Here is a 25,515-nt window from a genome sequence, read left to right on the forward strand (position 1 = left end):
CTACTGAGAACTCACTGAGATAGTTCCAACTCGAAGTTTCCTGCACCGTACCGCAAACGAACGTGTCTTGTCGGATGTTGCGACATATCTTGCGGCTTCACGATCGCTGTGTGATCGTGTGCGCGTGGAGAGTTCGATGTTTCGAATTCGCATCTCGGTACAGCACAGATCAGGCGGAGGAGCTCGATGCTCGAGTCGGTCGTCAAACAACATGGACTGTCGCTCGGGCAGGTCGTCGGCGACGCCATCAGGTACTTTCAGCGCTGTCAGCAGCCCGATGGGTCCATTGCGGAGGACCCGGAGGTCCTGGTGTTCCAGGAGTGGGACTCGGTCAACGCACTCAAAGCCATTGCGATGTGGCACGACCGGACAGCGAGCCATACCCCAATTCTCGCCGAAAGAATAGTTTCATTCCTTTCCACCAGAGAGAAACCCACCGGGATGCTCAGCTGGGGCGCGATCGAGGTGGGTCCGGATGAGTACTGCACGGAAACCAGCAGCGAGTACATCGCGGCACTCACTCTGCTCGGCCGGGTCGAACAGGCCAGGCAGAGAGCGGATTTCCTGCGCAGCAAGCAGTTGGCGAGTGGTCCGTGGGAAGAGGTGCACAGCCACATCCCGAAGGCCTTCCAGGCGGAGCCCTCGGTCACCGGGTTCGCGCTCATGGCTCTCACCGGCCTGGACGAGGACCCGCTCCACCTCGACGCGGCGCTGAACTTTCTGGCTGAAAAGCAGCACAGCGAGGGCCATTTCGGCATCAACTGGTATTACTACGGCACACATTACTATTTAATGCGCCCCGCGGTCGCCGCGCTGGCGAGCTTCGGCAATTACCCAGCTGTCGCCGCGGCCCGTGACTTCGTCCTCGCCCAGCAACGCGCCGACGGCAGCTGGTACAGCGAGGTGCCCGGCTTCGGCGACATGGCCGCGGCCGAACAGCACACGGCACTCGCACTGGCGACGCTCGCGTATGCCGGTCTGACCGCTGAGGATCCGCCGGTCCGGCGGGCCATCGGCTGGCTGCTGGCGCGGCGGCGGGCGGACGGTTCCTGGTTCGGTGGCCGCTACCCCTATCCGGAGACCGAGAGCTACTCCGCATTCCGCGCCACCCAAGACGTTTTCACCACGGCGCAAGTGCTCGCCGCGTTCAAAGAGCTGGAGATGGCATGAGTTACACAGACGACGAACCCATCGCTGTCATCGGAATCGGTTGTCGACTACCCGGTGGTATCACGGGCCGGCGCTCGCTGTGGGATGCGCTGGAGCAGGGCCTCGACGCGATCGGCCCGGTTCCCGAGGACCGCTGGGACATCGAGCACTACTACTCGCCGAAACCGCAACAGCCCGGCCGGTTGAGTGCACGCCAAGGCGGTTTCCTCGAGGCGGTCGATACGTTCGACGCGGCGTTCTTCGGGATATCCGGGCGCGTCGCCGAGCAGATGGACCCTCAGCAGCGGCTACTGCTGGAAGTGACCTGGGAGTCGCTCGAGGACGCGGGCATCGTGCCCGCCGACCTCGCGGGCGGGCGCACCGGAGTGTTCGTCGGCGCCTGTAGCCAGGACTACGGCGGCCTTCAATCGGCGCCCAGCGAGCTGACGGGCCTCGGTCCGCATTCGGCCACCGGCACGTTCATGAGCATCATCTCCAACCGGTTGTCTTACACGCTGGACTTGCGCGGGCCGAGCATGACCATCGACACCGCCTGCTCCTCCTCGCTCGTCGCGGTACACCTCGCCGTGCAAAGCCTGCGCCGAGGGGAAAGCGAGCTGGCGCTGGCCGGCGGGGTGAACCTCATGCTCACCCCGCAATTCGGAATAGCGTTGAGCCAGGCCGCGATGCTGTCACCGGATGGCCGTTCCCGGGCATTCGACTCGTCAGCCAACGGCTATGTGCGCGGCGAGGGCGCCGGAGTGGTTGTGCTGAAGCCGCTGACCAGCGCACGCGCCGACGGCGATCGCGTCTACGCGATCATCCGGGGCACCGCCGTCAACCAGGACGGCCGTACCCAAGGCATCACCGTGCCGAGCGGGGAGGCGCAAGAGGACAATTTCCGTGCCACGCTCGAGGCGGCCCGGATCGCTCCCGCCGATATCGGATATGTCGAGGCGCACGGCACCGGAACACCTGTCGGCGACCCGATCGAGGCCAACGCCCTCGGTCGGGTCCTCGCCACCGGCCGCAATCCCGAGCGGCCCGCCCTACTGGGATCGATCAAGACCAATATCGGCCATCTCGAGGCGGGCGCTGGAATCGCCGGGTTCATCAAGGCCGCGCTGTGCGTCTGGCATCGGCGGATTCCGCCCAGCCTTCACTTCCGGCAGGCCAATCCGGGCATCGACTTCGCGGGCTTACCGATCGCCGTGGCCACGGCGTCGCAACCGTGGCCCGCCGGCTACCCCTGCGCGGCGGCCAGCGTCAACTCGTTCGGCTTCGGCGGCACCAACGCGAATGTGGTGCTTACCGAACCGGACTTCGCACTGCCGCCGTCCTCGCCCGCTGAGGCGCGGACACCGACCGTCGTCACGTTGTCCGCGCGCAGCGAACCGGCGCTCGACTCGCTCGCGGCGTCGTATGCCGACCTGCTCGACACGAGCCCACTCGACCTGGAATCCTTGGGCGCCGCCCTCGCGCTGCGGCGCGGCCATCACGAGCAGCGGCTCGCGGTGATCGCCTCGGACGCGGCCGACGCGGCCGCGAAATTGCGTTCGGGCAGCGTGCTTCGCAATCAAATTCAGCGAGGCCGCGCCGGGAAGGTGGCCTTCCTGTTCAACGGGCAGGGGCCGCAGTGGTACGCGATGGGCAGGCAGCTGCTGGAGACCTCGCCGGTATATCGCGCGAAGATACTCGAATGCGACTCGCTGGCCCGGCAGTACGTCGACTGGTCGATCCTCACCGAACTCACCGCCGACGAGGCATCCTCGCGGGTCGGCGAAACACAGATCCTGCAACCGACCATGTTCGCCCTGCAAGTGGCGTTGGTCGAATTGTGGAAGTCCTGGGGCATCCAGCCGGACGCGGTGCTGGGCCACAGTATGGGGGAAATCGCCGCCGCCCATGTCAGCGGAGCGCTGAGTTTGTCCGACGCGCTGAAGGTGATCTGCCACCGCGCGCGGATTCAGGAGACAGCCGACCCCACCGGCGCGATGATGTTCGTCGCCCTGCCGGAAGCGCGGGCACGAGAGTTGTGCAGGCGCGACCCCGACCAATTGTGGGTCTCCGCGGTGAACAGCCCCAGCGCCGCCACGCTGTCCGGGCGCAGGCCCGCGCTCGAGGCATTGGCGGCCGAACTCGGTGACGACGGGGTCTTCGCCAGGATGCTGCGGGTCAACTGCGCTTGTCACAGCCGAGACATGGACCCGCTGCACGATGAACTGATGGAGGTTCTGGCCGGAGTCGAAGGCGGCCGGGCGAGTATCCCGATGTACTCGACGACCACCGGGGCGTTGATCGACGGAACGGAGTTGGACACCGGCTACTGGTGGCGCAATTTCCGTCAGCCGGTGCTGTTCGAGCCCGCGGTCCGCGCGATGCTCGCCGACGGCTACGACACGTTCGTCGAGCTGAGCCCGCACCCCGTTCTGGCCAATTCGCTCAACGAGATCACCCCCGACGCGGTGGTGGTGACTTCGCTGGCGCGGCGCAAAGACGACTGGGAAAGCTTCCTCGGCGCCTTCGCCACGCTCTATACGAGCGGCTGCCCCGTGGCCTGGCAGCAGCGATACCCCGCAGGTGCGCCCGTGCTCGATCTGCCGGCCAATCCCTGGATACGTCAGTCTTTCTGGAACGAAAGCGCCGTTTCACGTCGCGACCGCACCGGCGGCCAGACCCACCCCATGCTCCGCCGGGTAGACGGGCCGCGCCCGACCTGGGAGATCAACTGGGACGACCACCGGCTGTCGTGGGTGCGTGACCATGATGTGTTCGGGTCGGTGATCGTGCCGGGCGCTTCCTACGTCGAGGCCGCGCTGCACGCGGCCGGGGAGCTGACCGGCAAGACCTGCGGCTTGGAGTTCGTCGAATTCGAACGCGCATGCGTGCTGTCCGACGAGCCGCAATTGACCAGGCTCGAACTGAACCCGGAGCAGGGCACTTTCGAGTTCCACCAACGTGCGGTGCGTGGCGACACCTGGCTTCGCAACGCGCGGGGCCGTTTCCACCAGGCGCCGATCGAGGAACACGAATCCTTCGACCCGGACGCGATCCGGGCGCGCTGCACGAAGAGCTTCAAACCGGTCGACATCTACGGCCGCCTGGCGAGCAAAGGATATGCCTACGGGCCCGCGTTCTGCGGGATCGATCGGCTGCACACCGGAGCCGGTGAGGCTCTTGCCCGAATCGCACCCCCACGGGTCCTGCGCAACCGGCTGTCGGGGTATCTGCTGCACCCTGCCGTGCTCGACGCCTGCTTCCAGAGCGCCATTCTGCACCCGGCCACCGAGCACCCCGAGGAACTGCTGCCCATCAGCTATCTGCCGACGGGCATCGAGCGGGTGCGCCACTATCGCACGCACACCTTGCCCGTGTGGTGCTACACCCGCCTGCGCAAGCACGATCACAGCGGGCTCTCGGTCGACATCTACCTGCTCGACGAGCGGGGTCAGTTGATCGCCGAGTACACCCCGTTGACAGGCAAAGCCGTTCGGCAGCCTGCCCTCGCTGCTCACGGCCTCGCCGACGACCTCTACAGCCTGATCTGGCAGCCTGCCGGCCAAGCGGCCGCACAGACGCGCAGCGGAGTCGTGCTCGGGCCGGGCGATCTCGCGGCCGAACTCGATCCGTTTCTTCGCGACGTGGCGGTCCGACTCGACCGGCGTGCCTACGCCACCACCTATCAGCAGGAGATGCGCGAGCTTTGCAGCGCATATGTGGCCGAATGTCTTCGCGAATTCGCGCCGGACACCGAATTCGCGGTCACGGAAATCCCTACGCTGCTGCCCCGGTACCAGCGTGCGATGCACGGTCTGCTGCGGCTGCTGGTCGCCGACGGCACGATCAGTGAGCAGGGCGACCGGTATCGGATCGAGCGGCCCGCCTCCGTCGACCCCGAAGCCCGATGGGCCGAACTCTTCGCGCGCCATCCGTCCTGTGCATGGGAACTGCTGTTGCTGCGCCGCACCGGTGCTCGACTGCACGACGTGCTGACCGGAGCGGTCGAGCCGCTGGAACTGTTGTTCCCGGACGGTTCCATGGCCGACACCGAGCCCATCTACCACACCTCTCCGGTCGCCCGCTTCTACAACCTGATCGCCAGACAAGCCGTGCACCGGATCGCCGAGAGCGCGGACCCACGGCGAACGCTGCGGGTGCTGGAGGTCGGCGGTGGAACCGGCGGGTTGACCGCGAACCTGCTGCCCGCGCTGCCCGCGCACCGCTGTGACTACGTTTTCACCGATGTGTCGCCCTCTTTCGTCGCCGCCGCGCGGGAACGATTCCGGGGCTATGACTTCGTCGACTATCGCGTCCTCGACCTCGAACACGATCTGCAATCACAAGATTTCGTTCCGGGCTCGTTCGATCTGGTCGTCGCGGCCGATGTCGTGCATGCCACCGCCGACGCGAAGAAGTCTCTGCTCTATCTCCAGGAGATGCTTGCTCCCGGCGGGCTGTTGCTGCTCATCGAGGCCGCTCCCGACACGCCCTGGCTTGATCTCACCTTCGGTCTCACCGCGGGCTGGTGGTCCTTCCGCGATCTGCGTCTGCGCCCGGATGGCCCATTGCTGTCGGCGCCGGAATGGCTGGAACTACTGCGCTCGCTGGATTTCGACGATGTCGCCGCACTCGGCGATCCCGAGCACGCCGGATCCGGCTCGCAGTCGGTGCTGCTGGCCCGCGCTCCCGAAACGGCGCTGCCCTCCGATCTTGGCGGTGACGATCCGGACCAACTCGGCGAGTGGCTGATTCTCGCCGACGGCGACGCGCTCGCCGCGGAGCTCGCCGCCCGGATCGAGGTCGACGGCGGTCGCGCCACTGTGGTGCGCGATCCCGCCGATCACGACCTCGACGCGCTGGAGCCGGAAGGGATCATCGATCTGCGCGGCGCGGGCGGTCTGCCGTTGGACCAGGCGATCACCGAATGGTCGGTCGGCATGATCGATCTGCTGCAACGATTGTGCCGCACGGAATCACAACGCTGGCCCCGCCTGTACACGCTGACTCGTGGCGCGCATGCGTTCCGGAACGACGAGGTCGACCTCTCGGCCTCGGCCGCATGGGGTATGGGCGCGGTGATCGGGCTGGAACTTCCCCAGCTACACCACACCGTCATCGATCTCGACCCGGCTCCGGCCACCAGCGAACTCGATGCTGTGTGGGCCGAGTTGCGTAGCGAGGACAACGAACGAGAGATCGTTCTGCGCGGCGGGGAGCGCTTTGTGCGCAGACTGGTTCCGCTGCCTCCGGATCGGGAAACCGTGTCACCCGAGGAACTGCCTCCCGGCACCGGTTTCGTGTTGACGACGGAGGTTCCAGGGTCGCTCGACGAGTTGCGGTATCACGCCGAGCGACGAGTCGCACCGGCTGCCGGACAAGTGGAGATCGAGATCGCCGCCGCGGGGTTGAACTTCCTCGACGTGATGATCGCCCTCGGCCAGGTGCCCCCGCTGGAATCAGCGAGCGGTTACCGGTTCGGCGCCGAATGCGCCGGGATCGTCACCCGTGTCGGCGAAGGCGTCAACGGAATCGGCGTCGGCGACGCCGTGGTGGCCGTGCACGCCGCGCAGGGGACGCTGGCCAGCCATGTCACCTTGCCCGCCAGCGGTGTCGTGGCCAAACCCGCGAACCTGAGTTTCGAGGAAGCCGCCACGCTACCCATCGTTTTCCTTACCGCGTGGTATGCGCTACACAAGCTGGCCCGGCTCGGCGCGGGTGAGCGCGTGCTGATCCACGCCGCCGCAGGCGGGACCGGGCTGGCGGCCGTGCAGATCGCACGCTCGCTCGGTGCCGAAGTCTTCGCCACCGCGGGAAGCCCGGAGAAGCGGGCGCTGTTGCGCAGGCTCGGTGTGCGGCATGTATTCGACTCCCGCACGGCGCACTTCGCCGACGAGATCCACGCCGTGACCGATGGCGCGGGCGTGGATGTGGTGCTGAACTCGATCGCGGGGGAGACCGTGAGCCGAAGCATCGCCTGCCTGGCACCCTATGGCCGTTTCGTCGAGCTCGGTAAACGGGATCTGTTGCAGGACGGCAAGCTCGGTCTGCGCCCCTTCCTGCGCAACCTCTCGTACTTCGGCTTCGATCTGCGTCAGTTGCTGGTGGACCGCCCCGATGCGGTGCACGCCGAATTCGAGGCGTTGATGGCGCGATTCGCCTCCGCGGAGCTGCACCCGCTGCCTTTCCGCGTCTTCCACCCCTGGCAGACCGAAGCGGCCTTCCGTCACATGTCTGCCGCTCGGCACGTCGGCAAGCTGGTGCTGGCGATGGATGAGCGCGAAATACGGGTGGTTCGCGCTCCGGAGCCACCGGCCACCGACGGAACCTGGTTGATCACCGGAGGACTCGGTGGCGTCGGGCTGGCCATGGCGGATCGACTGGTCGACACCGGGGTGCGCAACCTGGTGCTGGTGGGCCGCTCCGGTGTGTCCGGCGAGCTCGCCGCGGCCCGAGTGGACGCGCTCCGCGAGCGCGGGGTCGAGGTCGTCGCCGAGGCTGTGGACATCAGTGACCGCGCCGCGGTGGCGGAGTTGCTCACCAGGATCGAGCGGAATCTTCCACCGCTGCGTGGCGTGCTGCACTGCGCCATGGTGCTCGACGACGCGCTGGTCACGGACCTGGACCGCGAACGGCTGACGAATGTTCTCGCGCCGAAGGCTTTCGGCGCATGGTATCTGCATGAGCTGACCGCGCATCTGCCATTGGCGGCCTTCATCCTCTTCTCCTCGGCGACATCGATGGTCGGCAACCGTGGCCAGGCGAACTATGCCGTGGCGAACGCGTTCCTCGATCATCTCGCTCAAGCCAGAGCGGCTGCCGGACAGCCGGTGCTCACGGTGAACTGGGGTGCGATCTCCGATGTCGGATATGTGGCTCGCCACGACGACATCGGCCGCCTGGTAGCCACCACCGGTATGCGCTCGTTCACCTCCGCTCAGGCATTCGACGCGCTGCGCGCCCTCTGGAGCACCAAGCTGTCACAGGTCGGTGTGCTGCCGATGGACTGGCCGCAATTCTTCCGTCACCACGGCCTGGAACCGAATTCGCATCCACGCTATGAGCACCTGTCCGCTCATGGCGCGCAGCAGGCGGACGCACTCGATTCGGGAAGTCCGCTGCGCGAGCGCCTGCGCGCACAAAGCGGCGATGCACGCGGCGAACTGGTCGCTACCGCACTGGGGTCCCGCTTGGCGGGTGTGCTCGGCATTCCCGTGGAGACGTTGGACGAGAACATGCCGCTGATGGACTATCTCGACTCGCTGCTCGCGGTGGAGATCAGCTCGTGGCTGGAGCGAGAGCTGGGCGTCAAGGTCACCATCATGGAACTGATGAAAGGTCCGAGCATCGTGGAACTGACCGGTCAGATCCTCACTCAGCTGGACGGGTGACGATCGCGATGGACAACGTCTCGTTCTCACTGCCCCGTGCCGGAATCACTCTGCGCGGAAAACGATCACCGGCAGCAGGCGGCATGCCCACCTTGTGCCTGCACGGCTTGCTGGACAACTGCGCCAGCTTCGAGCCGCTGGCGCAGTTGCTCGCCGGTGTGGACTTGGTCGCCATAGATCTGCCCGGCCACGGCCTTTCCGACCCGGTTCCCTCGCTCACTTGTCACTACTTCGACTATGCGGCGACTGTCCTCGAACTCGCGCAGATCCTGGGCTGGGAGCGATTCCAGCTGATCGGTCACTCGCTCGGCGGCGCGCTGTCTTCGCTCGTGGCGGGCATCCACCCGGACAAGGTCGACCGGCTAGTGCTCATCGACGCCATCGGGCCGCTCTCGGCCGGCCCGACGGACGCGGTGTCCGGCCTCGCGCGCTATCTCGACACCTATCTTCGAGGCGAAGAACATCCCGTCTATCGCAGTCGGATCCAAGCGGTCAAAGCCCGCGTCCAGTTGGCGGACATCGTGCTGGAGACCGCCGAGGCATTGGTCGAGCGTGATCTGCGCGAGGTGCCGGGCGGATATTCGTGGCGACACGACGTGCGGCTCAATCGCGGTCTCACCGCTACCTTCCACGAGGATCAGGTGCTTGCCTTCCTGCGCAACATCACCGCACCGACCCTGCTGGTGAAGGCCGAACGCACCGCGTTGCGCGAAGCCTTCTATCCGCAGCGGATCGGCAGTGTGCCCAAGCTTCGCGAGATCACGCTGCCGGGCGGCCATCACCTGCACATGGAGAACCCCGGACCGGTCGCTGATGTCATCGGTGCGTTCCTGGCTACCGGCTGACGACGGTCATGTGAACGCCAAAGTGCCCGAGAGGACGGGTTTTCCGGGCCGTGCCACGACTGAGGTGGAGAACACGCAGACTTCGTCGTCCACCCACGTCCGGGTGCGCAGCGTCTCGCCGGGAAACACCACGCCGAGGAACCGCGCGGAGAATCGGCGGACTCGGCGTGCATCGGCGCCCAGCGCGGATGCCAGCACAGCGGCGCAGGCGATGGCGTAGGTGCATACGCCCTGCAGAATCGGCATCGGAAATCCGGCGGCGGCGGCGAAGGCGGCATCGGTGTGCACGTTGCCGCGCATCGAGGTTCCCCGCCCGCACCTCTGATATCGAACCGCCTGCCACGGTGAAGTCGGCGTGTCCGACACAGCGTCCGCCGCGCGCTCCGGCATCGCCACCGCGATCGAAGAGTCCGGCGGTCCGCCGAAACCACCCGCGCCCCGGGCGTAGATACGAGAGCACCCGGTCACCAGCGCGACGCCGTCGGTGCCGACGAGCGTGCTCCGCTGGACCAGCACCGCCGCCGTGCCGAGGTCCTCTACCTCGGCGATCTCGCTGCGGGAAATCGCCGCCCCCGCCACGGGAACCGGACGGTGGACCCGGATCTCTTGCTCCCGATGCAAGAGCGTGCCCAGTTCGAGCCGCACACCGGGAAAGCGCACTTCGGGTGGCTGAGGCCGGTAGAACTCCGGCGATGCCACCCCGAAGACCCCGGGCGCGGTCATCGCGAAGGTGGGCAGGACAGTCCCGTCCGCACCTGACCAGCCCACCGCGTCGTGGTATCGCCGCACATCGCGGTCGGTCCATCGAAACTCTTGTTCCGGCACCGTGACACCGATGGCCGTATCCCGAAGTATCGGCATCGCCATCGCAACCGTCCTCCTGTGCACCGCCGAGGCAGATCGGCCGTCAACCGCGGACCGGCGCCACGCCCGATGCGGTCAGCGTATCGGAAAGCACACAAGTTCGCAGGTCACGACGCCGCGGCCCCGGATGCCAACTGTCCTGATGTCGAGCAGGGGCCGCTGAACTGACAACAATCACTGTCGGCTGACACGCTCGGCGATCGGGACACCACACGTCGAGGCGCGGCCGTCGTCCGAGCCGTTCGCCACCACTTTCCGGGTTGACGCCCTGGTGTAACTCGCGGCTAGATACCGAATTCGCTGCCTGTCCCGCGTCGCTCGCCTCAACGGCCCGTGAATCCTTCGATCGGGACAGGCCCCGGCGAGATGGCGGATAGAAGATCGGTGTACTGGCGTGGTGGCGATGAAGGGCGACACGCCTCACCGCCGCATCAGCGCTGATCGGTGCACCGGACCTCTACCCTGTGATCGGTGGCGACCACTCCTCGAGTTGCTCCATCCCACCATGACGTGAGCGCGCCGAGTTGTCCCGGTGCGCGGCCGGTGGACGACGCGCCCGTGCCTCGGCATATGACGGCCGCACAATTCCGGGAACACGGTCGCGCCGTAGTGGATTGGGTGGCGGACTACTGGGAGCGGGTGGAGTCGCTGCCGGTGCTGTCGACAGTGGCCCCGGGTGCTGTGCGCGCACAACTGCCGCCGTCCCCGCCCGAGTTCGGCGAGCCGTTCGCCGGTCTGCTCGATGATATGGATCGCATCATCGTTCCCGGCCTGACGCATTGGCAGCATCCCGGCTTCTTCGCCTATTACCCGACGGGTGCGTCGGGTCCTGCGGCGCTGGCCGATCTGCTGATCTCCGGATTGGGTGTGCAGGGAATGATCTGGCAGACCGGCCCGGCCTGTACCGAGCTGGAACAGCATGTCCTGGACTGGCTCGCCGGGTTGATCGGCTTGCCTGAACGCTTCACTTTCGCGGGCAGCGGTGGCGGTGTGGTTCAGGACGCCGCCTCCAGCGCGATGCTCGTCACGCTGCTCGCGGCGCTGCACCGAGCCTCGGGTGGGCGGGTCGCTCGTGACGGTATCGATTCAGGGCGCTATGTCGTCTACACCTCGACCGAAGCCAACTGCGCTTTCGAAAAAATCGCGCGCATAACGGGTCTCGGCTCCTCGGCCGTGCGTTTCATCGACACCCGCGCCGACCTGTCGATGGACCCGAAGGCGCTGCGGGCGGCGATGGAACAGGATGTGGCCTGCGGCCGAACCCCCGTCCTGGTGATGGCGACGGTGGGCACGACGTCCACCGGCGCGGTCGATCCGGTGCAGCTCATCGGCCCCGTCTGCCGCGAATACGGTGTGTGGCTGCATGTGGACGCGGCGTATGCGGGTGTTGCCGCGATATGTCCGGAGCTGCGGTGGATTCACGCGGGTGTGGCCGAGTTCGCCGATTCCTACGCGACCAATCCGCACAAATGGCTGCTCACCGCGCTGGACTTCGACGCCTGTTACGTCGCCGATCGTGGTGCGCTGACCGGTGCACTGTCGGTGTTGCCGGAATACCTGCGCAACAGTGCGAGCGAATCCGGCGCTGTGGTGGATTACCGGGATTGGCAGGTGCCGGTGGGACGTCGGTTCCGGGCGTTGAAACTATGGGCGGTAATCCGCTGGTACGGTGCGGTCGGCCTGCGCGAACATATCCGGCACAGCGTCGCACTGGCCCAGCAGTTCGCCGCGTGGGTCGGCGCGGACGATCGTTTCGAAGTGCTGGCACCGCATCCACTGTCGCTGATCTGCTTCCGATTGCGCGGCGGTGACGAGGCGAATCGGGCGCTGTTGGATGCCGTCAACGCGACAGGACGAGTTTTTCTGTCACACACGGAGGTTCGCGGCGCGTTCGCACTCCGGTTGGCTGTCGGCGGCACCGCCACCCGCCAGGAGCATGTGGCCGCCGCGTGGACGCTGTTGAGCGAGTGGGCGGATATCGTCGCCGCACCGCGCTGAGTCGACTGGGCCGAACAGGTCGGTCCAGCATCAGCCGAGCCAGTGCAGGACCGCCGCTGCAGGGCGCACTCGAGTAATGCTGCCCGGATACCGCATGGCAAACGCCGCCGAACCTGGGCTCGGCGGCGCTCGCACCTGTCTCGGGGAGTCAGTTGACGGTGAATGTGCCGGTGAGTGACGCCTCGGTCACGCCGGGGCAGGACTGCTCGGTGCTCACTGTGTTGTCATCCGAGGCGGTATGCCCTGCGTAGGTGCCGGACTCGATGATGATCGGGAAGGTGGCCGGACCGGACCCCTTGGACTTGCTCTGGTTGCCCGCGGACTTGCTGCTGATCCTGCTGGTGCTGCCATCGGACCAGGTGATGCTGCCCGTGCCCTGATGGACGTTGACCTTCCCGTCACACGAGGCGAGTTCGGTGCCCTCCTCGTCCATGCTGACGGGGTACGGCTTGCCCTCGTCGACCGCGGGCCCCCTGCAGTCGGTGAATTCGGTGGTAGCCGTCCATTCCACCTTCGACGGCTTCTCGCCCAACCCGGAACCAGCCCAGCTGACTGTGCCGTTTTCGGCGCAGGTGATGATCGAATTCGCGGTTCTGACACCGGGCGGTGCGGCGATGCCCGGTGCGGCGAACGGGATGATCCCGAGCGACGCGCTTGCGAGAACAACGGCTCCGGCCAGACGATATCGGGTGAACATGCGTCTCCTTGGTCGTTCCTGCTCGGCTGATGTCCGTTGCAGACATTAATCGGCTACCGACCCCGAATCAGGTTCCCCGACGCCCAGCGGCGTTGCGCGGACAACGGGCACCGGGGTGCTGCCGACGCTTCGGAGGAGTAGCGACCGTGACTACGCCAGCGTGCCCGACTGCTTCTTCGAGGGGTACGGATTCATGGCCGCCGACAAGCCCTTCCGGCGATCCGCCGCAACGGCGCTCGGGTATCGGAGAGCCCACCGTGTACCGGGCGCGGATCGGTGAGAGGGCCGCGGTCCGTCGATCGAAAGCGGGGCGAGATCCGATCGGTGGTTGCTCGGCTCTCTATCGCTGTAGGGGTGCGGCTTCGGCGCGACCCGTCAGGGTTCGAGGTCGACCACGCCTTTGCCGCTCGCGATGTCGAGCGGCACCGACACTTGATCGTGCGCGATCAACCAGGTGTCATCGATCTTCCGCATGCCGTACGTGACCCGGACCCACATACCGCTCGTTGCGGCCCCGTTCTTCAGCGTGCCGCTGAGACGAGCAAAGGCGTGCCCGAATGCCACATCATCGCCCACGGCGAACGTCAGATCGCGAATCTCATAGGTCACACTCTCGAAGACGGTGAAGACTCTCGCCCAGTTCTCGAGTTTCGCCGCTATCCCGACGTGCTGCAGCGGCGGCTCGACATCGAAAGACACGACATCGGTCGTGTACAACCGTCGCACGGCCTCGAGATCCTTGGCTCGCAGTCCTTCGACTACCTTGTCGATTTGCCGGCGAATCTCGACTTCATCCACCTCGATACGGTCAGCGTGCGACTGCGTCGTCATGATTGGTTCCTTCGGCGTTGATGTGCGGGGTATCGGTGGCGGGCCGCCGTAGCGGCGCAAGGGCGGTGCTCCATGCTAGGAGCTGATCCAGCAGGGTGTTCAGCGCTGTGGTGTGGCGCTCGCGCGGCGTGAAGGTGGTGTGGTCCTCGAAATCGGTGAGCACCGAGATCTCCACCGGACGGCTCACGTCGGCCATGCCCAGCGTGCCGCAGACCACCCTTAGCTGCGCCACCGCGCGGGCACCGCCGCTGACGCCATAGGAGACGAATCCGACCGCCTTGTCGGTCCATTCCGCGCACAGGTGGTCGATGGCGTTCTTCAGCACCCCGGGGGCGCCGCCGTTGTACTCCGGGGTCACGACCACGAAGGCGTCGAACGGGGCGATCCGCTCGGCCCAGGCGCGGGTGTGCGCATGTACCGACGGGCCGAACATCGGCGCCACGGGCTCGTCCAGATGCGGCAGCGGGTGGTCGCGCAGATCGATCAGTTCGAATTCGGCGTCGCCGCGCCGCGATGCCGAGTCCAGAACCCACTGGGCGACCTGCGGGCCGTTGCGGTTGGGCCGGGTACTGCCGAGAATGATGCCGATTCTGATCACGGTCGGAACTCCTGGTTTGCTGAAAGTGTCACGACCTTCCGACGACACAGCCGTCCGGAATGTCAGGCCGCCTCACATATCGGGTCGCTGCATCGTCGATCTCGGTGAGGAACGCACAGACCGAAGGAGCCCGACCGTGACCGACCCGCACCTGCCCGCAGTGATCAGTGAACGCCGTCAGCTGATCAATCTCGCCTACCGGCTGCTCGGCTCCTTGGCCGAGGCCGAGGATGTGGTGCAGGAGACCTACGTGCGCTGGTACGCGCTGTCCGAGCGGCAGCGGCGGGAGGTGGCGGCGCCCGGCGCGTGGTTGACGACAGTCGCCAGCCGGATCTGCCTCGATCTGCTCGGCTCGGCGCGCGTGAGGCGGGAACACTATGTGGGAGAGTGGATTCCGGAGCCGGTACCCGGTCGGCCCGACTGGCTGGAGGGCCCCGACTTCGTCGATCCCGCGGACCGGGTCACTCTCGACGAGTCGATCAGCATGGCCTTCCTCGTTGTGCTGGATTCCATGACGCCGGCCGAACGGGTGGCGTTCGTCCTGCACGACGTCTTCCGCTACTCCTTCGCCGAGGTTGCCGACATCGTCGGGCGCACCCCGGCAGCCTGCCGCCAGCTCGCCTCGAGCGCCCGCCGCCGCATCGACACTTCGCGGGGCCCGTCGCGCACCGAGCGCGCCGAGGTCGTCCGCGATTTCAAACACGCCTGGGAAGCAAAGGACATCGAGGCCCTGATCGGTTTGCTCGACCCGCAGGCGATCGCGACGGCCGACGGGGGCGGCCTGGCGCTGGCCTTCCGCGACCCGATCAACGGCGGCGAGCAGGTCGCCCATGCCTGGATGGAAATCGCCACCTATGGCCCCGCGGTAACCCTGTCGGAGCGCACGGTGAACGGTCAGCCCGGCCTGGTAGCACGACTCGACGACACCATTGTCTCGGTCTACGCCTTCGACATCGCAGACGGCCGGATTACTCGCATCTGGGTGATCCGGAACCCGGAGAAACTGCGGCCCTGGATCGCCGGCTGAACTGAACCGCGGATCCACAGGCTGTTTCCAGCGGAGTGCCCTGCACAACCTGCCTTGCTGCGGGAACCGTTACCGCGAGTGCACTCTCCCGCCCGGCGCGACCTGGCCACAAGGTTTACACACGCTGGAAGCGCCACAACATGAGATCGCTGGATATCTTCACGTTCACGCTCCCGTCGTCTTCGACGTTCCGCACGGCCTACACCGATCGTGACCAGTAGAAACCGCTTGATGCATGTTCGCGCATGGTTGAAGGCCGACATCATCTCCGCAAGTCGATCTTCGGGGCGGTTCGAGTCATTGCCGGTGCTCGATCGGGAGCCTCGCGGCGAGGAGTGTCGTTCAGTGGAGTTCCTCGACCAGCCCGATGATGATGCCCTCGGGGCCGCGGACGTAGCAGTACCGGTAGATGTCTTCGTATTGAGCTACCGTGCCCACGGGTTCGGCGCCGTGGGCGCGCAGGCGGTCGAGGACGTCCTCGACGTCGTCGACGACGAACGTCAGGCGAGGGATGCCCGGGGTGTTCACCGGCGCCTTCGGCGCAGTGCTGGTGGTCGTCGGCGAGTGGAACGTCGAGAGCTCGACCCGGTTATGGCCGTCCGGAGTTCGTAGGACGGCGATATCTGCTCGGACGCCGTCCAGTCCGAGGAGGTTGTCGGCCCATTGGCCACCGACTGCTGCTTCGCCCTCCAGTTCCAGGCCCAGTTCGACGAAGAACGCGATAGCAGCCGCGAGATCCTCGACCACAATGCCCGCGTGATCCATCCGGTGGATCGCCATGATGTTCTCCTTGGTTCGTTACGGCCCATTCTGGCCGGGATGATCGGGTTCAGGCGCGCTGACGCTCGGCCCGCTGCCGGATCAGCTCCTCGACCGCGGGGGGGAAGGTGGTTTCGAAGTCGATCAGCTTCACCCAGGTCGGAGTGATCACGATCCGGACCATGCCGTCGTAGAGCGAGCGGACCTCGGCCTCCCACTCGAGGCGCTGCAGCATCAGGCTTCGACCGACGGGATCGCGAAAGTGACTGCCCTCCTGGCGAACTCCGACCACGGCAGGCATGCTAACCCCACCGGCCTGCCGACACGGGGAGGATCCGCATGCCGAAACGCGCTGCGCCCGGGGTGAGACGGCGGACGGTGCAGGCCGCGCTTCTGCATTAGGGCGTGTATCGAAATGGATCTCGGCCTACACCGCGGTTCTTGGGCGGCGAAAGACGGGGTGGCGGGATGAGGCTTCTTGCTCGATGTCGCGGAGTATGCAGGGCGGTGCCATGGCCAGCCCCGCGACTTCCCGCGGATAGGGCAGGATGGCGCGATGGCAGGGGAAGTGGATGCAGTACCGTCGTGCGTGTGACCAGGTCGACCCGCCCCACTGGACGCCAGCGTCCCAGTGGCGCCTTCGGGCCTGTCCGTGACCAGACGCGAAATGCTCGCATCATCGAAGCGGTCTTGGACCTGATCGTCGAGAGCGGGTACGCCGATCTCACGATGGCCGCGGTAGCCGCGCGCGCGGAGGTGGCCAAGGCCACCGTCTATCGTCGCTGGGCCTCGCGCGAGGACTTGGTCGCCGACGCCTTGGAAAGCATCATGCTCCCCGCTGTCCCGGCCGAGGTAGCGGCCGCCGGGACACTGCGCGAGGACCTCATCGCCACCCTTACCCAAAGTTCCGCGTGCCTGCAACCCCGGGAGCGTCGCTTCTCGGCTGTGCTGGCCGCGGCCACCGCCTCTCACCCGCAGATCGCCGACACCTTGCGGGAGCGCTACATCGCCGGGCAGCGCGAGGGAATCGTCTCCTGCCTGCACCGCGCTCGAGAGCGCGGCGAAATCACTGCGGAGCGGGTCGAGCGTCTGCTGGCGCCGGGCAGGTTGGAGATTGCCGCAGCCGTCGGGGTGTTGGTCCTGCAGGAGGACCTGACCGGTGCCGTTCTCGACGTCGAGGGGATAGCCCGCCTGGTGGACCAGGTGCTGCTGCCCCTCGTCGGCGGTACCCCCACCCGCTGAGGCCCTATCGGCCGGCTTCTCGATTCCGCGCCATGTTCGCTCGGCCGGCTACCGGCCTTCGCTCTGGCATACCCATCAACTAGGTACACTCGAGACTCGATACTGTACAGTCTCTAGTTGACGGGCGTTCATGCTCATGAACCGATCAATCGCGACCAACCGAAAGCAGGACGAGCTGTGACATCGAAGGACAAGGCGAAAGTGCTGGTCACCGGGGCAACAGGCATGCAGGGCGGCGCAGCAGTCCAGGCCCTCCTCCGCGCGGGACACCCCGTAACCGCGTTCGTGCGCGACCCCGCTTCGGCCCCCGCCCAGGCGCTCGCCGCGCAGGGCGTCGCCCTCGCGACCGGAAATCTGGAGGACCCCGCATCCCTCGAGGCCGCCGCCGCCGGACACGACGCGGTCTTCTCCGTGCAGCTCGCGGGCGTCGACCCGGCCGATCCCGGCGCCGAGCAGCGCCAGGCCCGCAATATCGCCACCGCCGCCAAACGCGCGGGCGTCACCCAGATCATCCACACCTCCGTCTCGGCGACCGGGTGGCGCGAACAGCACCCCGACATCGAGATCACCGACCCTGTGATGAAGGCGTACTGGGACGAGAAGGAGGCCGCGGAGGAGGTGATCCGGCAGGCGGGCTTCGACCACTGGACCATCCTCAAGCCCGCCTTCTACATGGACAACTACCTCCCGCCCAAACGCGAATACCAGTTCCCCGACCTGGCTCAGGACAAGCTGGTCACCGCTACGAGCCCGCAGACCGTGTTGGCGCTCATCAACTCCGACGACTTCGGAGCGGCGGTCGCCGCCGCCGTGGCCGATCCCGGCAAGTTCCATCAAGCCGAGATCGACCTCGCAGGCGACGCGCTGACCCACACCGAAATCGCCGACACCCTCTCCAAGGCCGCCAGCCGAGAGATCACTGCCGTCTTCGTATCCCCGGAGGAGCAGGCGCGGCGCCTCGGCGCACCCTCGGCGTACAGCCAGATCTGGAACGACCTCGTCGGCTACCCCGCACGCCCCCACCACGCCGCCGCCTACGGCCTGACCACGACAACCCTCGAGCAGTGGGCCGCGCGGCAGGACTGGCACACCCCGGCTGCCTGAACTCAAGCAGCCCTCCAGCTTCACCAGCGGAGCGGTGTGATTACTGTGCCCTGAACGTGGCTGGACGCTGACCATCGGCGTCTACGGCCTCACGGCCGGAGCGCTCCTCGGGAAGCTCACCGGTGGGGCGGCGTGGGGTGGCTGCTCGACCTGCGTCCGCGCTGCGGCGCTCGAACCCCGACCACCCGGGCGAACTCGGCGCGCCTCCACGCGCGCTCGCGGCGGCGGACATCGGCTACCGGCATGCGTGCGTCCTCAGTTGGGGCTGATCGGCAGTCCGGGGCAGAGTTCGATGTAGGGTTGGTTCGGTATGCGCACCCGGTCACTCCAAATGCGAAAGCTCATATTGGAAGTGAGTTTGGCGCACAGCTTCTCGGGATCGGCGTCGTAGGCAGGCCATACTCGCACCGTCGTATCCCAACTTCCGGAGGTGACCAGCGTCCCGTCCGGGCTGAACGCCACGCTGGATACCTCGTTGGTATGGCCGATCATCGGCCTGCCGAGTAGTTGTCCGGACTCGGCGTCCCACAACCGCACCGTCTTGTCGCGGCTACCGGAGACGATCCGCTTGCCATCTGGGCTGAAAGCTACGCCCCCCACGATGTCGTTGTGGCCGACCGTCGGTTGGCCGAGCGGTCGTGCGGACTCGATATCCCACGACCGCACCATCCCGTCGTGGCTACCGGTGGCGAACCGCTTCCCGTCGGGACTGAATGCCATGCTGCTCACGGGGGCGCTGCTGCTGCTCAGCAGTTCTTCGATCTTGCGCCCGGACTCGACATCCCATAACTGCACCGTTCCGCCGTAATCCGTCGCGACTCGCGTACCGTCCGAGCTGAAGACCGCATCCTCCGCGCCGACTCTGTCTCCGATCGGCAGTTCCCAGATCCTTCTGCCGGACTCGGCATCCCAGAACAGCAATTTCTTGTCGGAACCGGAGACAACACGTTTACCGTCCGGAGTGAAAGCCGCGTTCGGGACGGCGTTGCCGAGGCCGGTGAGCGGCTCCCCGATCGGCCGCCCCGCGTCGACATCCCACAATCGCATCGTCCCGTCATAACTGACAGAGACGAATTTCCTACCGTCAAGACTGAAGACCACGCGTCTCACACCTCGGGTGTGGCCGATCAGCGGCTCTCCTAGCAATTGCCCGGAACGGACATCCCACAACCGCACCGTCCCATCGGAACTGCCCGAGGCGATACGTCTACCATCCGGACTGAAGGCCACACTCGCCACAATGTCGCTGTGACCGATCAGCGGCTGCCCGACCAGATACCCCGCCCCGACATCCCACATCCGCACCGTTTTATCGAGGCCGCCGGAAACGATTCGCCTGCCATCCGGACTGAACGCGACATTCATGACGCCTCCGGTGTGGCCGAGCAGAGGCTCGCCGATCAATCGCCCTGTCCCGACATCCCACAAACGCATGATCCCGCCGTAGTCACCGGTCACGACCCAGCGCCCATCAGGACTGAACGCCAGACTCGACACATAGTCGGCATGACCGTTCAGCGGCCTCCCGATCGATCGGCCCGACTCGACATCCCACAAACGAGCCGTCCCATCGGAGCCCCCCGAGGCGACTCGCCGCCCGTCCGGGCTGAATACCACGCTCTCCACGGAGGTGGTGTGGCCGGTCATCGGCTGTCTGATCGGCTGGCCGGACTCGGCGTCCCACAATCGCACGGTCCTGTCGTAACTGCCGGAGACGACCCGCCGCCCGTCTGCGCTGAATACCACGCTGGCTACTGCGTTGGTGTGGCCGGTCATCGGCCGCCCGATCGGCCGGCCGGACTCGGCGTCCCACAATCGCACGGTCCCGTCCTGACCGCCGGTGACGACTCGCCGCCCGTCCGGGCTGACAGCCACATCCCCTAACAGGCCGAGATCGACGTTCAGCGGCTGCCCGGTCGGTTGTCCGGATTCGACATCCCACAATCGCAGCGGCCCGCCCAACTGGCTGGTGACGGCCCGGCGCCCGTCCGGGCTGAGCCGTTTGAATTGAACCCCCAGGGTACCTGTGGGGATCTGCTGCGGCTCCTCGACCGGTTCACCGGAATCGGCATCCAACGACCGCAACCGTAAATCGAGACCGCCGGTGACCACCCGACGCCCATCAGGACTGAACACCGCATCCCAGACTTCCGACCCGGTGTCGACGATTTTGGCTGTCTGTCGCCGCTCATACAGCGCACCGACGATAGCGCCCGCGGTCTCCGGGCTCGGTGCGAGAGCGTGTGCCGCGAGAATCTGTTGAACAGCTCGGATATCGCCACCGGACCGGCTCTGCTCGACCATGGCCTGCGCTTCTGCGATCAACTGTCGCCCGACCGCCTCGCGGGTGCGCGCGTCGGCCCGGACGCTCGCGGCCTCCGCCCGTTTACCCGCGGCATAGGCTTGCCAGAACCCGGCTCCGGCCAATCCCGCCACGACGACGGCGACGACCAGCAAGACCGCGAGCGCTCGGGCCCGGCGACGCAATGCTGTGAGGCGATCCTGTTGCCGCCGGCGGGACGCGAGGAGGAATTCACGGGCGGGCTGGAGCCGTCGCTGATATTCCGTTTTCGCCGAGAGCGTTTCGGCTTCGGCAAGCCGGGTGCCTTCCAAAAGCCACGACTGGTCACGACCGTTGCGGTCCCAGCCTTCGACAGCACGCTCGAGGCGATCGGCGGCCTTGAGGTCGTCTGCTTGCGCCCGGAGCCATCCGGCCAACGAATCCCACCGCCGCAGTAAACTTTCCAGTGCGACTTCCACGACCACCTCGCCGTCGCGGCGGTCCTTGACCAGCAACCGCTTGTCCACGAATCCGTCGATCAGCTCGTGGGCCTCCTCGGGGAAGTCGTCCCAGCGAGCGATGCGACGCATCGGCTGATCGTTGTCGGGATCGATGGTCGCCAACGCGGGGATGAATGCCGATCGCAACACCTCCAACTGCCGTCGCCGTATCCGCGGGTCGGGGGACAGCAGCGATTCGACCTCGGTGTGGACGACCCGGTCCATACCGCCCAACGCGTTGTAGTTCTCGACAGTGAGGGTTCCGCTCGCGGCATAGTCGTCGTAGAGTCGCGACAGCGTCAATGCCAGCAGCGGCAGGGTGTCGGCGCCATGATCACCGTCGGCCAGCAGCCGATCCACCAACTCCGGTTCGATGCGCAATTCCGCACTGTCGTCGGCGCGAGCCGCCGGCCCGGTGATGACCTCCTTGAACTGGGTCCGCGGCAACGGCTCGAGCGCGTCGAAGACGAATCGCGACACCGTCTTCAAATGCACCGCATTCTGTAGTTGCTCATAGCGATCGGTACGAATGGTGACCGCCGCTTTTATCGCCACATGCTGTGTGCCCATGTCGTCCTGTCCTGCGAGCAGCAGGCCGAGCAGCTCCAGGAATTGCTCACCCTGCGCACCGGCGTCGGCGACGAACAGCTCTTCGGCTTGATCGATGGGCAACAACAACGTCGGCACGGGCGTATCGACATCGTCGGACGGCCACCTGGCTCGCGCGGCATGCTGCATCTGGACGAGCCACTCACGAGAGCGATCCACGTCGGGCAACGCGGATTTGATCTCCCCGAGCGTCGGAGTGGTCAACCCGAGGCGCGTTCGCGTGGCGTAGATAACCGCGGCCAGGCCGTGCGCACCGGTGAACGCTCGACGTTCCGGCCGCATGATGTCCAGCACGAGAAAGTGCCGATCTTCCCGAGCCAGCCGCGGCAACAATCCCGCACGCAGAAACGACGACTTACCCGTCCCCGACGCTCCCAGCACCACGAACATCGACTCGGCGCCGATCGAGCGCATCCGCCGCAAATGTTCCAGACCCGCCATGATCTGCACTTCGCGTCCGAAATACACGGCGGCGTCCACGGCATCGAAGGGACGCCAACCCCGGTACGGCGACCGATCCGGCTCGCCGGCGGGCGGCCACGGGAAGTTCTCGGCACCGATCCCGGCATCGCCCAGGCCATCCAACAATCTGCGCAAACCTTCGGTGCGCATCCGCACCGGCTCGAGTTGCCCATCGACCTGGATTTCGGTCACCGGACCGTCGCCGAAAAGGTCGCACCGTTGCCATTCACGGGTCGGATCCGGATCCGTATCGGTACTCCGGTCCAGCCGGGCACAGAAAATCCGCTTGCCCAGATTCACCGCCGTCAGGTACTCGGCAACGCACTCGGTTGAGGTGTGCCAATCCCGCGAGGTCAAGCAGATCACCGCTTCGCATCGTGCCAAAGCTGTGCGTAGCGCATCCCGCCAACGGACACCCTGAACGATCCCCGATTTCTCGTCGAGATCCAGAAAGATGTTGCCCGCCAACGCGGGCCTTTGCTCGACCAACCATCGCAACAACGCGACAGCCTGCACACTGTTCCGACTCGAATGACTCAGGAACAGCCGCGTCATCACGCCCCCTTGATGGAGAGAACCATCTCGCGCTCGTCAACGCTACCGCACGCCGGACTGGACCGGAATGAGGTGTCACGGCAGACCTGTTGCAGCGCAACCGGACGCTCGGCCGATCACGTTTCCCACTTCCTCGGCTTCCTCACCCTCGTCGCAGTGCAGTGTGGCCCGCTGGCTACGGCAGCTGTATCTTCAGGATTCGCGGGCTGCGATTGCGGCCTGGATTCGTCGCAGCGTGCGGAGGCCCTTCTTCGCGGCGACGCTCACCATGCCGTCGAAGACTGTTGGGCCCCGGTCGTGGGCCATCAGCCGTTCCAGCGTCGGCACGGCACGATCATCGCCGGTCGATCCGAGCGCGACAGCCGCCCAATATCGCTGGTCCGGGTCGTCACTGTCGGCTGCCACGCACAGCCTCGGGATGATGTCCGGGGCGAACTTCGCCAGCGCGCTGGCGATATAGCCGATGCGGAAGTACCGGCGGTTCTCGAATTCGTCCCATAGTGCAGCCAAGGCCGCATCACCGCCGATCATGCCGAGGGCCTCGGCAGCCCGTTCGCGCATCCCGCTGATCGAGTCCCGCAGTACGGGCGTGAGCGCCGGGACGACCGATTCGTCGCCGAGGGTGCCCAGAGCGATCACCGCTTGCTCTCGAGCCATCTCCTGTGAGTGGTCCAGCATCGCAACCAAGCCGGGAACCGCATCGCGGAAGCCGAGCGCCGCGCAGCCCATCGCCGCCCATGCCTGGCAGTTGTACCGAGTGTCGGCGAGTGACGCGAGCAGCGGTGCCTTCAGAGTGTCGTCGCCGAAGACCGCCGCGCGGTTCAACGCCCGGCTGTAAAGCGACCGGTGATAGTCGGGATAGTCGCGGACGAGCGCGCGCAGTGCTTCCTTGGCGGATGCGTCGCCGTCAGCAGCCCACACGAGCAGGAGCCGCAGTTTTTCCTCGCGGGTCGCGAGATCACCGGCTTTGAGGCTTCGCGCATCAGCTGGGTTCACCGCCCAACGGTACATGGCGATGATCCTGGTCCCCAGCCGCGTTTCACCCCGGAGACCTGGTAGGGCATGCCTGGCTGAGCAAAGGTCGGCTCGGCACGGACTTCGGCAAGGGAGGAGAGGGTTTTCGCCGAGGGCGATGAAATCGAATAATGTTGCCGGGGAACAGTTTTAGTTGCCGATCAGAGGGAGCCATTCGGCGCCCAGCTGACTGGGGTACGGGCGTCGGTCCTCGGTGGCAGGATGCGGGTGTGGGTGACTATTTCGAACGTATCGTCGACCTCGACGTGACCTCGGTCGACGCGAGCACGCTGGCCGAGCACATGGTGGACTGGATGGTGTCGCGGCGATGGCTGCTTCGGGAGACTTCGCGCGACGCGATGTACAGCCTCCACGCCGACGAAGGCTATGTGCCAGGTCCGGACTGGCCGCAGATCACCCATGAATGGGGCGCCGATTGGATCCCCGGCCCCGTCGCCGTCATCGTCGGACGCCACGACCACTATCCCGGCCAGGGCGGCATCGAACCGGCCTCCGCGGTATGCCCACGCTGCCAGGCCACCACCGTGATCATCGACTACCCACAACAATGGGAAGCCGATCCGGCCGTATGGCAGCCGTTCTCCGACGCGATCGACACCTGGAAACGAACAGGCACCGGCTCGGCAATCTGCCCCTCCTGCACCACGCCGAGCCCCATCACCACCTGGCGTTGGACAGACGGCTTCGCCCTGGGTGCCCTCGCCTTCGACTTCTGGGGTTGGCCGCCCCTCACCGAGGACTTCATCAACGAATTCGCCACCCGACTCGGGCACCGAATCGAGCACCACACCGGCAAGTTCTGAACCGAGGCTTCCCATTGCCGGTGAAGTAGGTCTATCGAGTGACCCCGCCGGGTGAGTCGTCGTTCCTATCAGCTGTTCCGATCAGCGGCTGACGATCGGGATGAGGTAGCGGTATGCGTAGATGGTGCGGGTGGCGGGCGATCGTCTGCAGGTGGTACCCGCCGTGCCGACATTCTCGCCGCGACGGGGCGCCCCCGGCCATCGTTGCCGGACTTGTCGACAGGGATTCCGCCCTGCGGGCCGGGTAGATGGGTAACGGCTATCTCCAGCCGTGGTTCGCGTCGTGCTCGGTGTCCGCCGCGCTCTAGCCGACACCACACGACAAAATTGCTGACCGGGGGAGTGTCTGATCTACGGGGTGGACGCGCGTTTCCCGCATCCGACGACTTCGTAGTCCGGCCGCTGTGCTCATAAGTGAGGGTCTGGACCTGAACGCAGAACAGGTGTCGGATCCGCCGTTGATTCCATCGTCATGCTCGGGGGTCGACCGGTTCACCTGCTGCCGTTCGCCTTCGTGGCTTGTGTCCGTTATGCGGCCGGCCGGCTCAACGGACCAGGACGGTCTGGCCTGAGAGGAGTTCGGCATCGCGCCCACTGGTGGATCCGTCATCCGGATCTCGCCGAAACTTACGGCCCACGCCCGAGGTGCAACTTGAACATCCGGCTAATCCGATTTCCGCAGCTGCCGGCCTCGGTCGGGCCGTTGACGACGAGCGCTTGCGGTAGCAACGTGCCGCGTCATCAACGGCGCAGTTCGGGCGGTAGCCA

At 66.2% G+C, this 25,515-nt stretch carries 16 protein-coding genes; 8 read left to right on the forward strand and 8 right to left on the reverse strand.

From position 1 onward, the window contains the following. The first annotated feature begins 186 nt into the window (after positions 1-186). From ACFU5M_RS05635 to ACFU5M_RS05645, 3 genes are read left to right on the forward strand one after another with little or no spacing between them, the layout of a single operon-like run. Positions 187-1,170 carry a prenyltransferase/squalene oxidase repeat-containing protein gene (locus ACFU5M_RS05635; protein ID WP_379044235.1) on the forward strand — a complete coding sequence of 328 codons (984 nt, stop codon included), beginning with the start codon at positions 187-189 and terminating at the stop codon, positions 1,168-1,170. After that, a complete protein-coding gene (locus ACFU5M_RS05640; RefSeq protein ID WP_379044238.1) occupies positions 1,167-8,537 on the forward strand; it encodes an SDR family NAD(P)-dependent oxidoreductase in 7,371 nt (2,456 codons plus the stop codon). Before ACFU5M_RS05635 ends, ACFU5M_RS05640 begins: the two co-directional genes overlap by 4 nt. Next, positions 8,534-9,382, forward strand: a complete 849-nt coding sequence (locus ACFU5M_RS05645; protein WP_379044242.1) for an alpha/beta fold hydrolase — start codon at positions 8,534-8,536, stop codon at positions 9,380-9,382. The genes ACFU5M_RS05640 and ACFU5M_RS05645 overlap by 4 nt, the downstream gene beginning before the upstream one ends. Positions 9,383-9,388: 6 nt before the next feature. Here ACFU5M_RS05645 and ACFU5M_RS05650 read toward each other — a convergent pair whose 3' ends face one another. Further along, on the reverse strand, positions 9,389-10,249 hold the full coding sequence (locus ACFU5M_RS05650; protein WP_379044245.1) for a MaoC/PaaZ C-terminal domain-containing protein: 861 nt from the start codon (positions 10,247-10,249) through the stop codon (positions 9,389-9,391). Positions 10,250-10,816: 567 nt separating this feature from the next. Here ACFU5M_RS05650 and ACFU5M_RS05655 point away from each other — a divergent pair. Beyond that, positions 10,817-12,244 carry an aminotransferase class V-fold PLP-dependent enzyme gene (locus tag ACFU5M_RS05655; protein ID WP_379044248.1) on the forward strand — a complete coding sequence of 476 codons (1,428 nt, stop codon included), beginning with the start codon at positions 10,817-10,819 and terminating at the stop codon, positions 12,242-12,244. A 148-nt stretch (positions 12,245-12,392) separates the two neighbouring features. Here ACFU5M_RS05655 and ACFU5M_RS05660 read toward each other — a convergent pair whose 3' ends face one another. The 3 genes from ACFU5M_RS05660 to ACFU5M_RS05670 form a co-directional block, all read right to left on the reverse strand. Beyond that, complete coding sequence (locus ACFU5M_RS05660) at positions 12,393-12,941, reverse strand: hypothetical protein (protein WP_379044251.1); 549 nt, start codon at positions 12,939-12,941, stop codon at positions 12,393-12,395. A 375-nt stretch (positions 12,942-13,316) separates the two neighbouring features. Further along, positions 13,317-13,772, reverse strand: a complete 456-nt coding sequence (locus ACFU5M_RS05665; protein ID WP_379044254.1) for a YybH family protein — start codon at positions 13,770-13,772, stop codon at positions 13,317-13,319. Next, positions 13,750-14,370 (reverse strand): NADPH-dependent FMN reductase, encoded by a 621-nt coding sequence (locus ACFU5M_RS05670; RefSeq protein WP_379044257.1) that lies wholly within the window; start codon positions 14,368-14,370, stop codon positions 13,750-13,752. The genes ACFU5M_RS05665 and ACFU5M_RS05670 overlap by 23 nt, the downstream gene beginning before the upstream one ends. 136 nt (positions 14,371-14,506) lie before the next feature. On the opposite strand from ACFU5M_RS05670, the gene sigJ reads away from it, so the two are divergent. Next, on the forward strand, positions 14,507-15,397 hold the full coding sequence (gene sigJ / locus ACFU5M_RS05675; protein WP_379044260.1) for an RNA polymerase sigma factor SigJ: 891 nt from the start codon (positions 14,507-14,509) through the stop codon (positions 15,395-15,397). A 342-nt stretch (positions 15,398-15,739) separates the two neighbouring features. On the opposite strand, the gene ACFU5M_RS05680 is transcribed toward sigJ, so the two are convergent. Continuing rightward, positions 15,740-16,177 carry a VOC family protein gene (locus tag ACFU5M_RS05680; protein ID WP_379044263.1) on the reverse strand — a complete coding sequence of 146 codons (438 nt, stop codon included), beginning with the start codon at positions 16,175-16,177 and terminating at the stop codon, positions 15,740-15,742. A gap of 49 nt (positions 16,178-16,226) precedes the next feature. Then, positions 16,227-16,448 carry a hypothetical protein gene (locus tag ACFU5M_RS05685; protein ID WP_379044266.1) on the reverse strand — a complete coding sequence of 74 codons (222 nt, stop codon included), beginning with the start codon at positions 16,446-16,448 and terminating at the stop codon, positions 16,227-16,229. A 299-nt stretch (positions 16,449-16,747) separates the two neighbouring features. Here ACFU5M_RS05685 and ACFU5M_RS05690 point away from each other — a divergent pair, with 299 nt between their 5' ends. Next, positions 16,748-17,398 (forward strand): TetR-like C-terminal domain-containing protein, encoded by a 651-nt coding sequence (locus ACFU5M_RS05690; RefSeq protein WP_379044269.1) that lies wholly within the window; start codon positions 16,748-16,750, stop codon positions 17,396-17,398. A gap of 177 nt (positions 17,399-17,575) precedes the next feature. Next, positions 17,576-18,502, forward strand: coding sequence for an SDR family oxidoreductase (locus tag ACFU5M_RS05695; protein ID WP_379044272.1), 927 nt, complete (start codon positions 17,576-17,578; stop codon positions 18,500-18,502). Between the two features lie 255 nt (positions 18,503-18,757). On the opposite strand, the gene ACFU5M_RS05700 is transcribed toward ACFU5M_RS05695, so the two are convergent. Both ACFU5M_RS05700 and ACFU5M_RS05705 read right to left on the reverse strand, forming a co-directional pair. Further along, positions 18,758-22,909, reverse strand: coding sequence for a TIR domain-containing protein (locus ACFU5M_RS05700; RefSeq protein ID WP_379044275.1), 4,152 nt, complete (start codon positions 22,907-22,909; stop codon positions 18,758-18,760). Positions 22,910-23,101: 192 nt separating this feature from the next. Then, a complete protein-coding gene (locus ACFU5M_RS05705) occupies positions 23,102-23,905 on the reverse strand; it encodes a HEAT repeat domain-containing protein (protein ID WP_379044278.1) in 804 nt (267 codons plus the stop codon). A 248-nt stretch (positions 23,906-24,153) separates the two neighbouring features. Here ACFU5M_RS05705 and ACFU5M_RS05710 point away from each other — a divergent pair, with 248 nt between their 5' ends. Continuing rightward, positions 24,154-24,747, forward strand: coding sequence for a hypothetical protein (locus tag ACFU5M_RS05710; protein WP_379044281.1), 594 nt, complete (start codon positions 24,154-24,156; stop codon positions 24,745-24,747). Positions 24,748-25,515 lie beyond the last annotated feature (768 nt).

The organism is Nocardia sp. NPDC057455, assembly GCF_042802775.1.
Lineage (GTDB): Bacteria > Actinomycetota > Actinomycetes > Mycobacteriales > Mycobacteriaceae > Nocardia.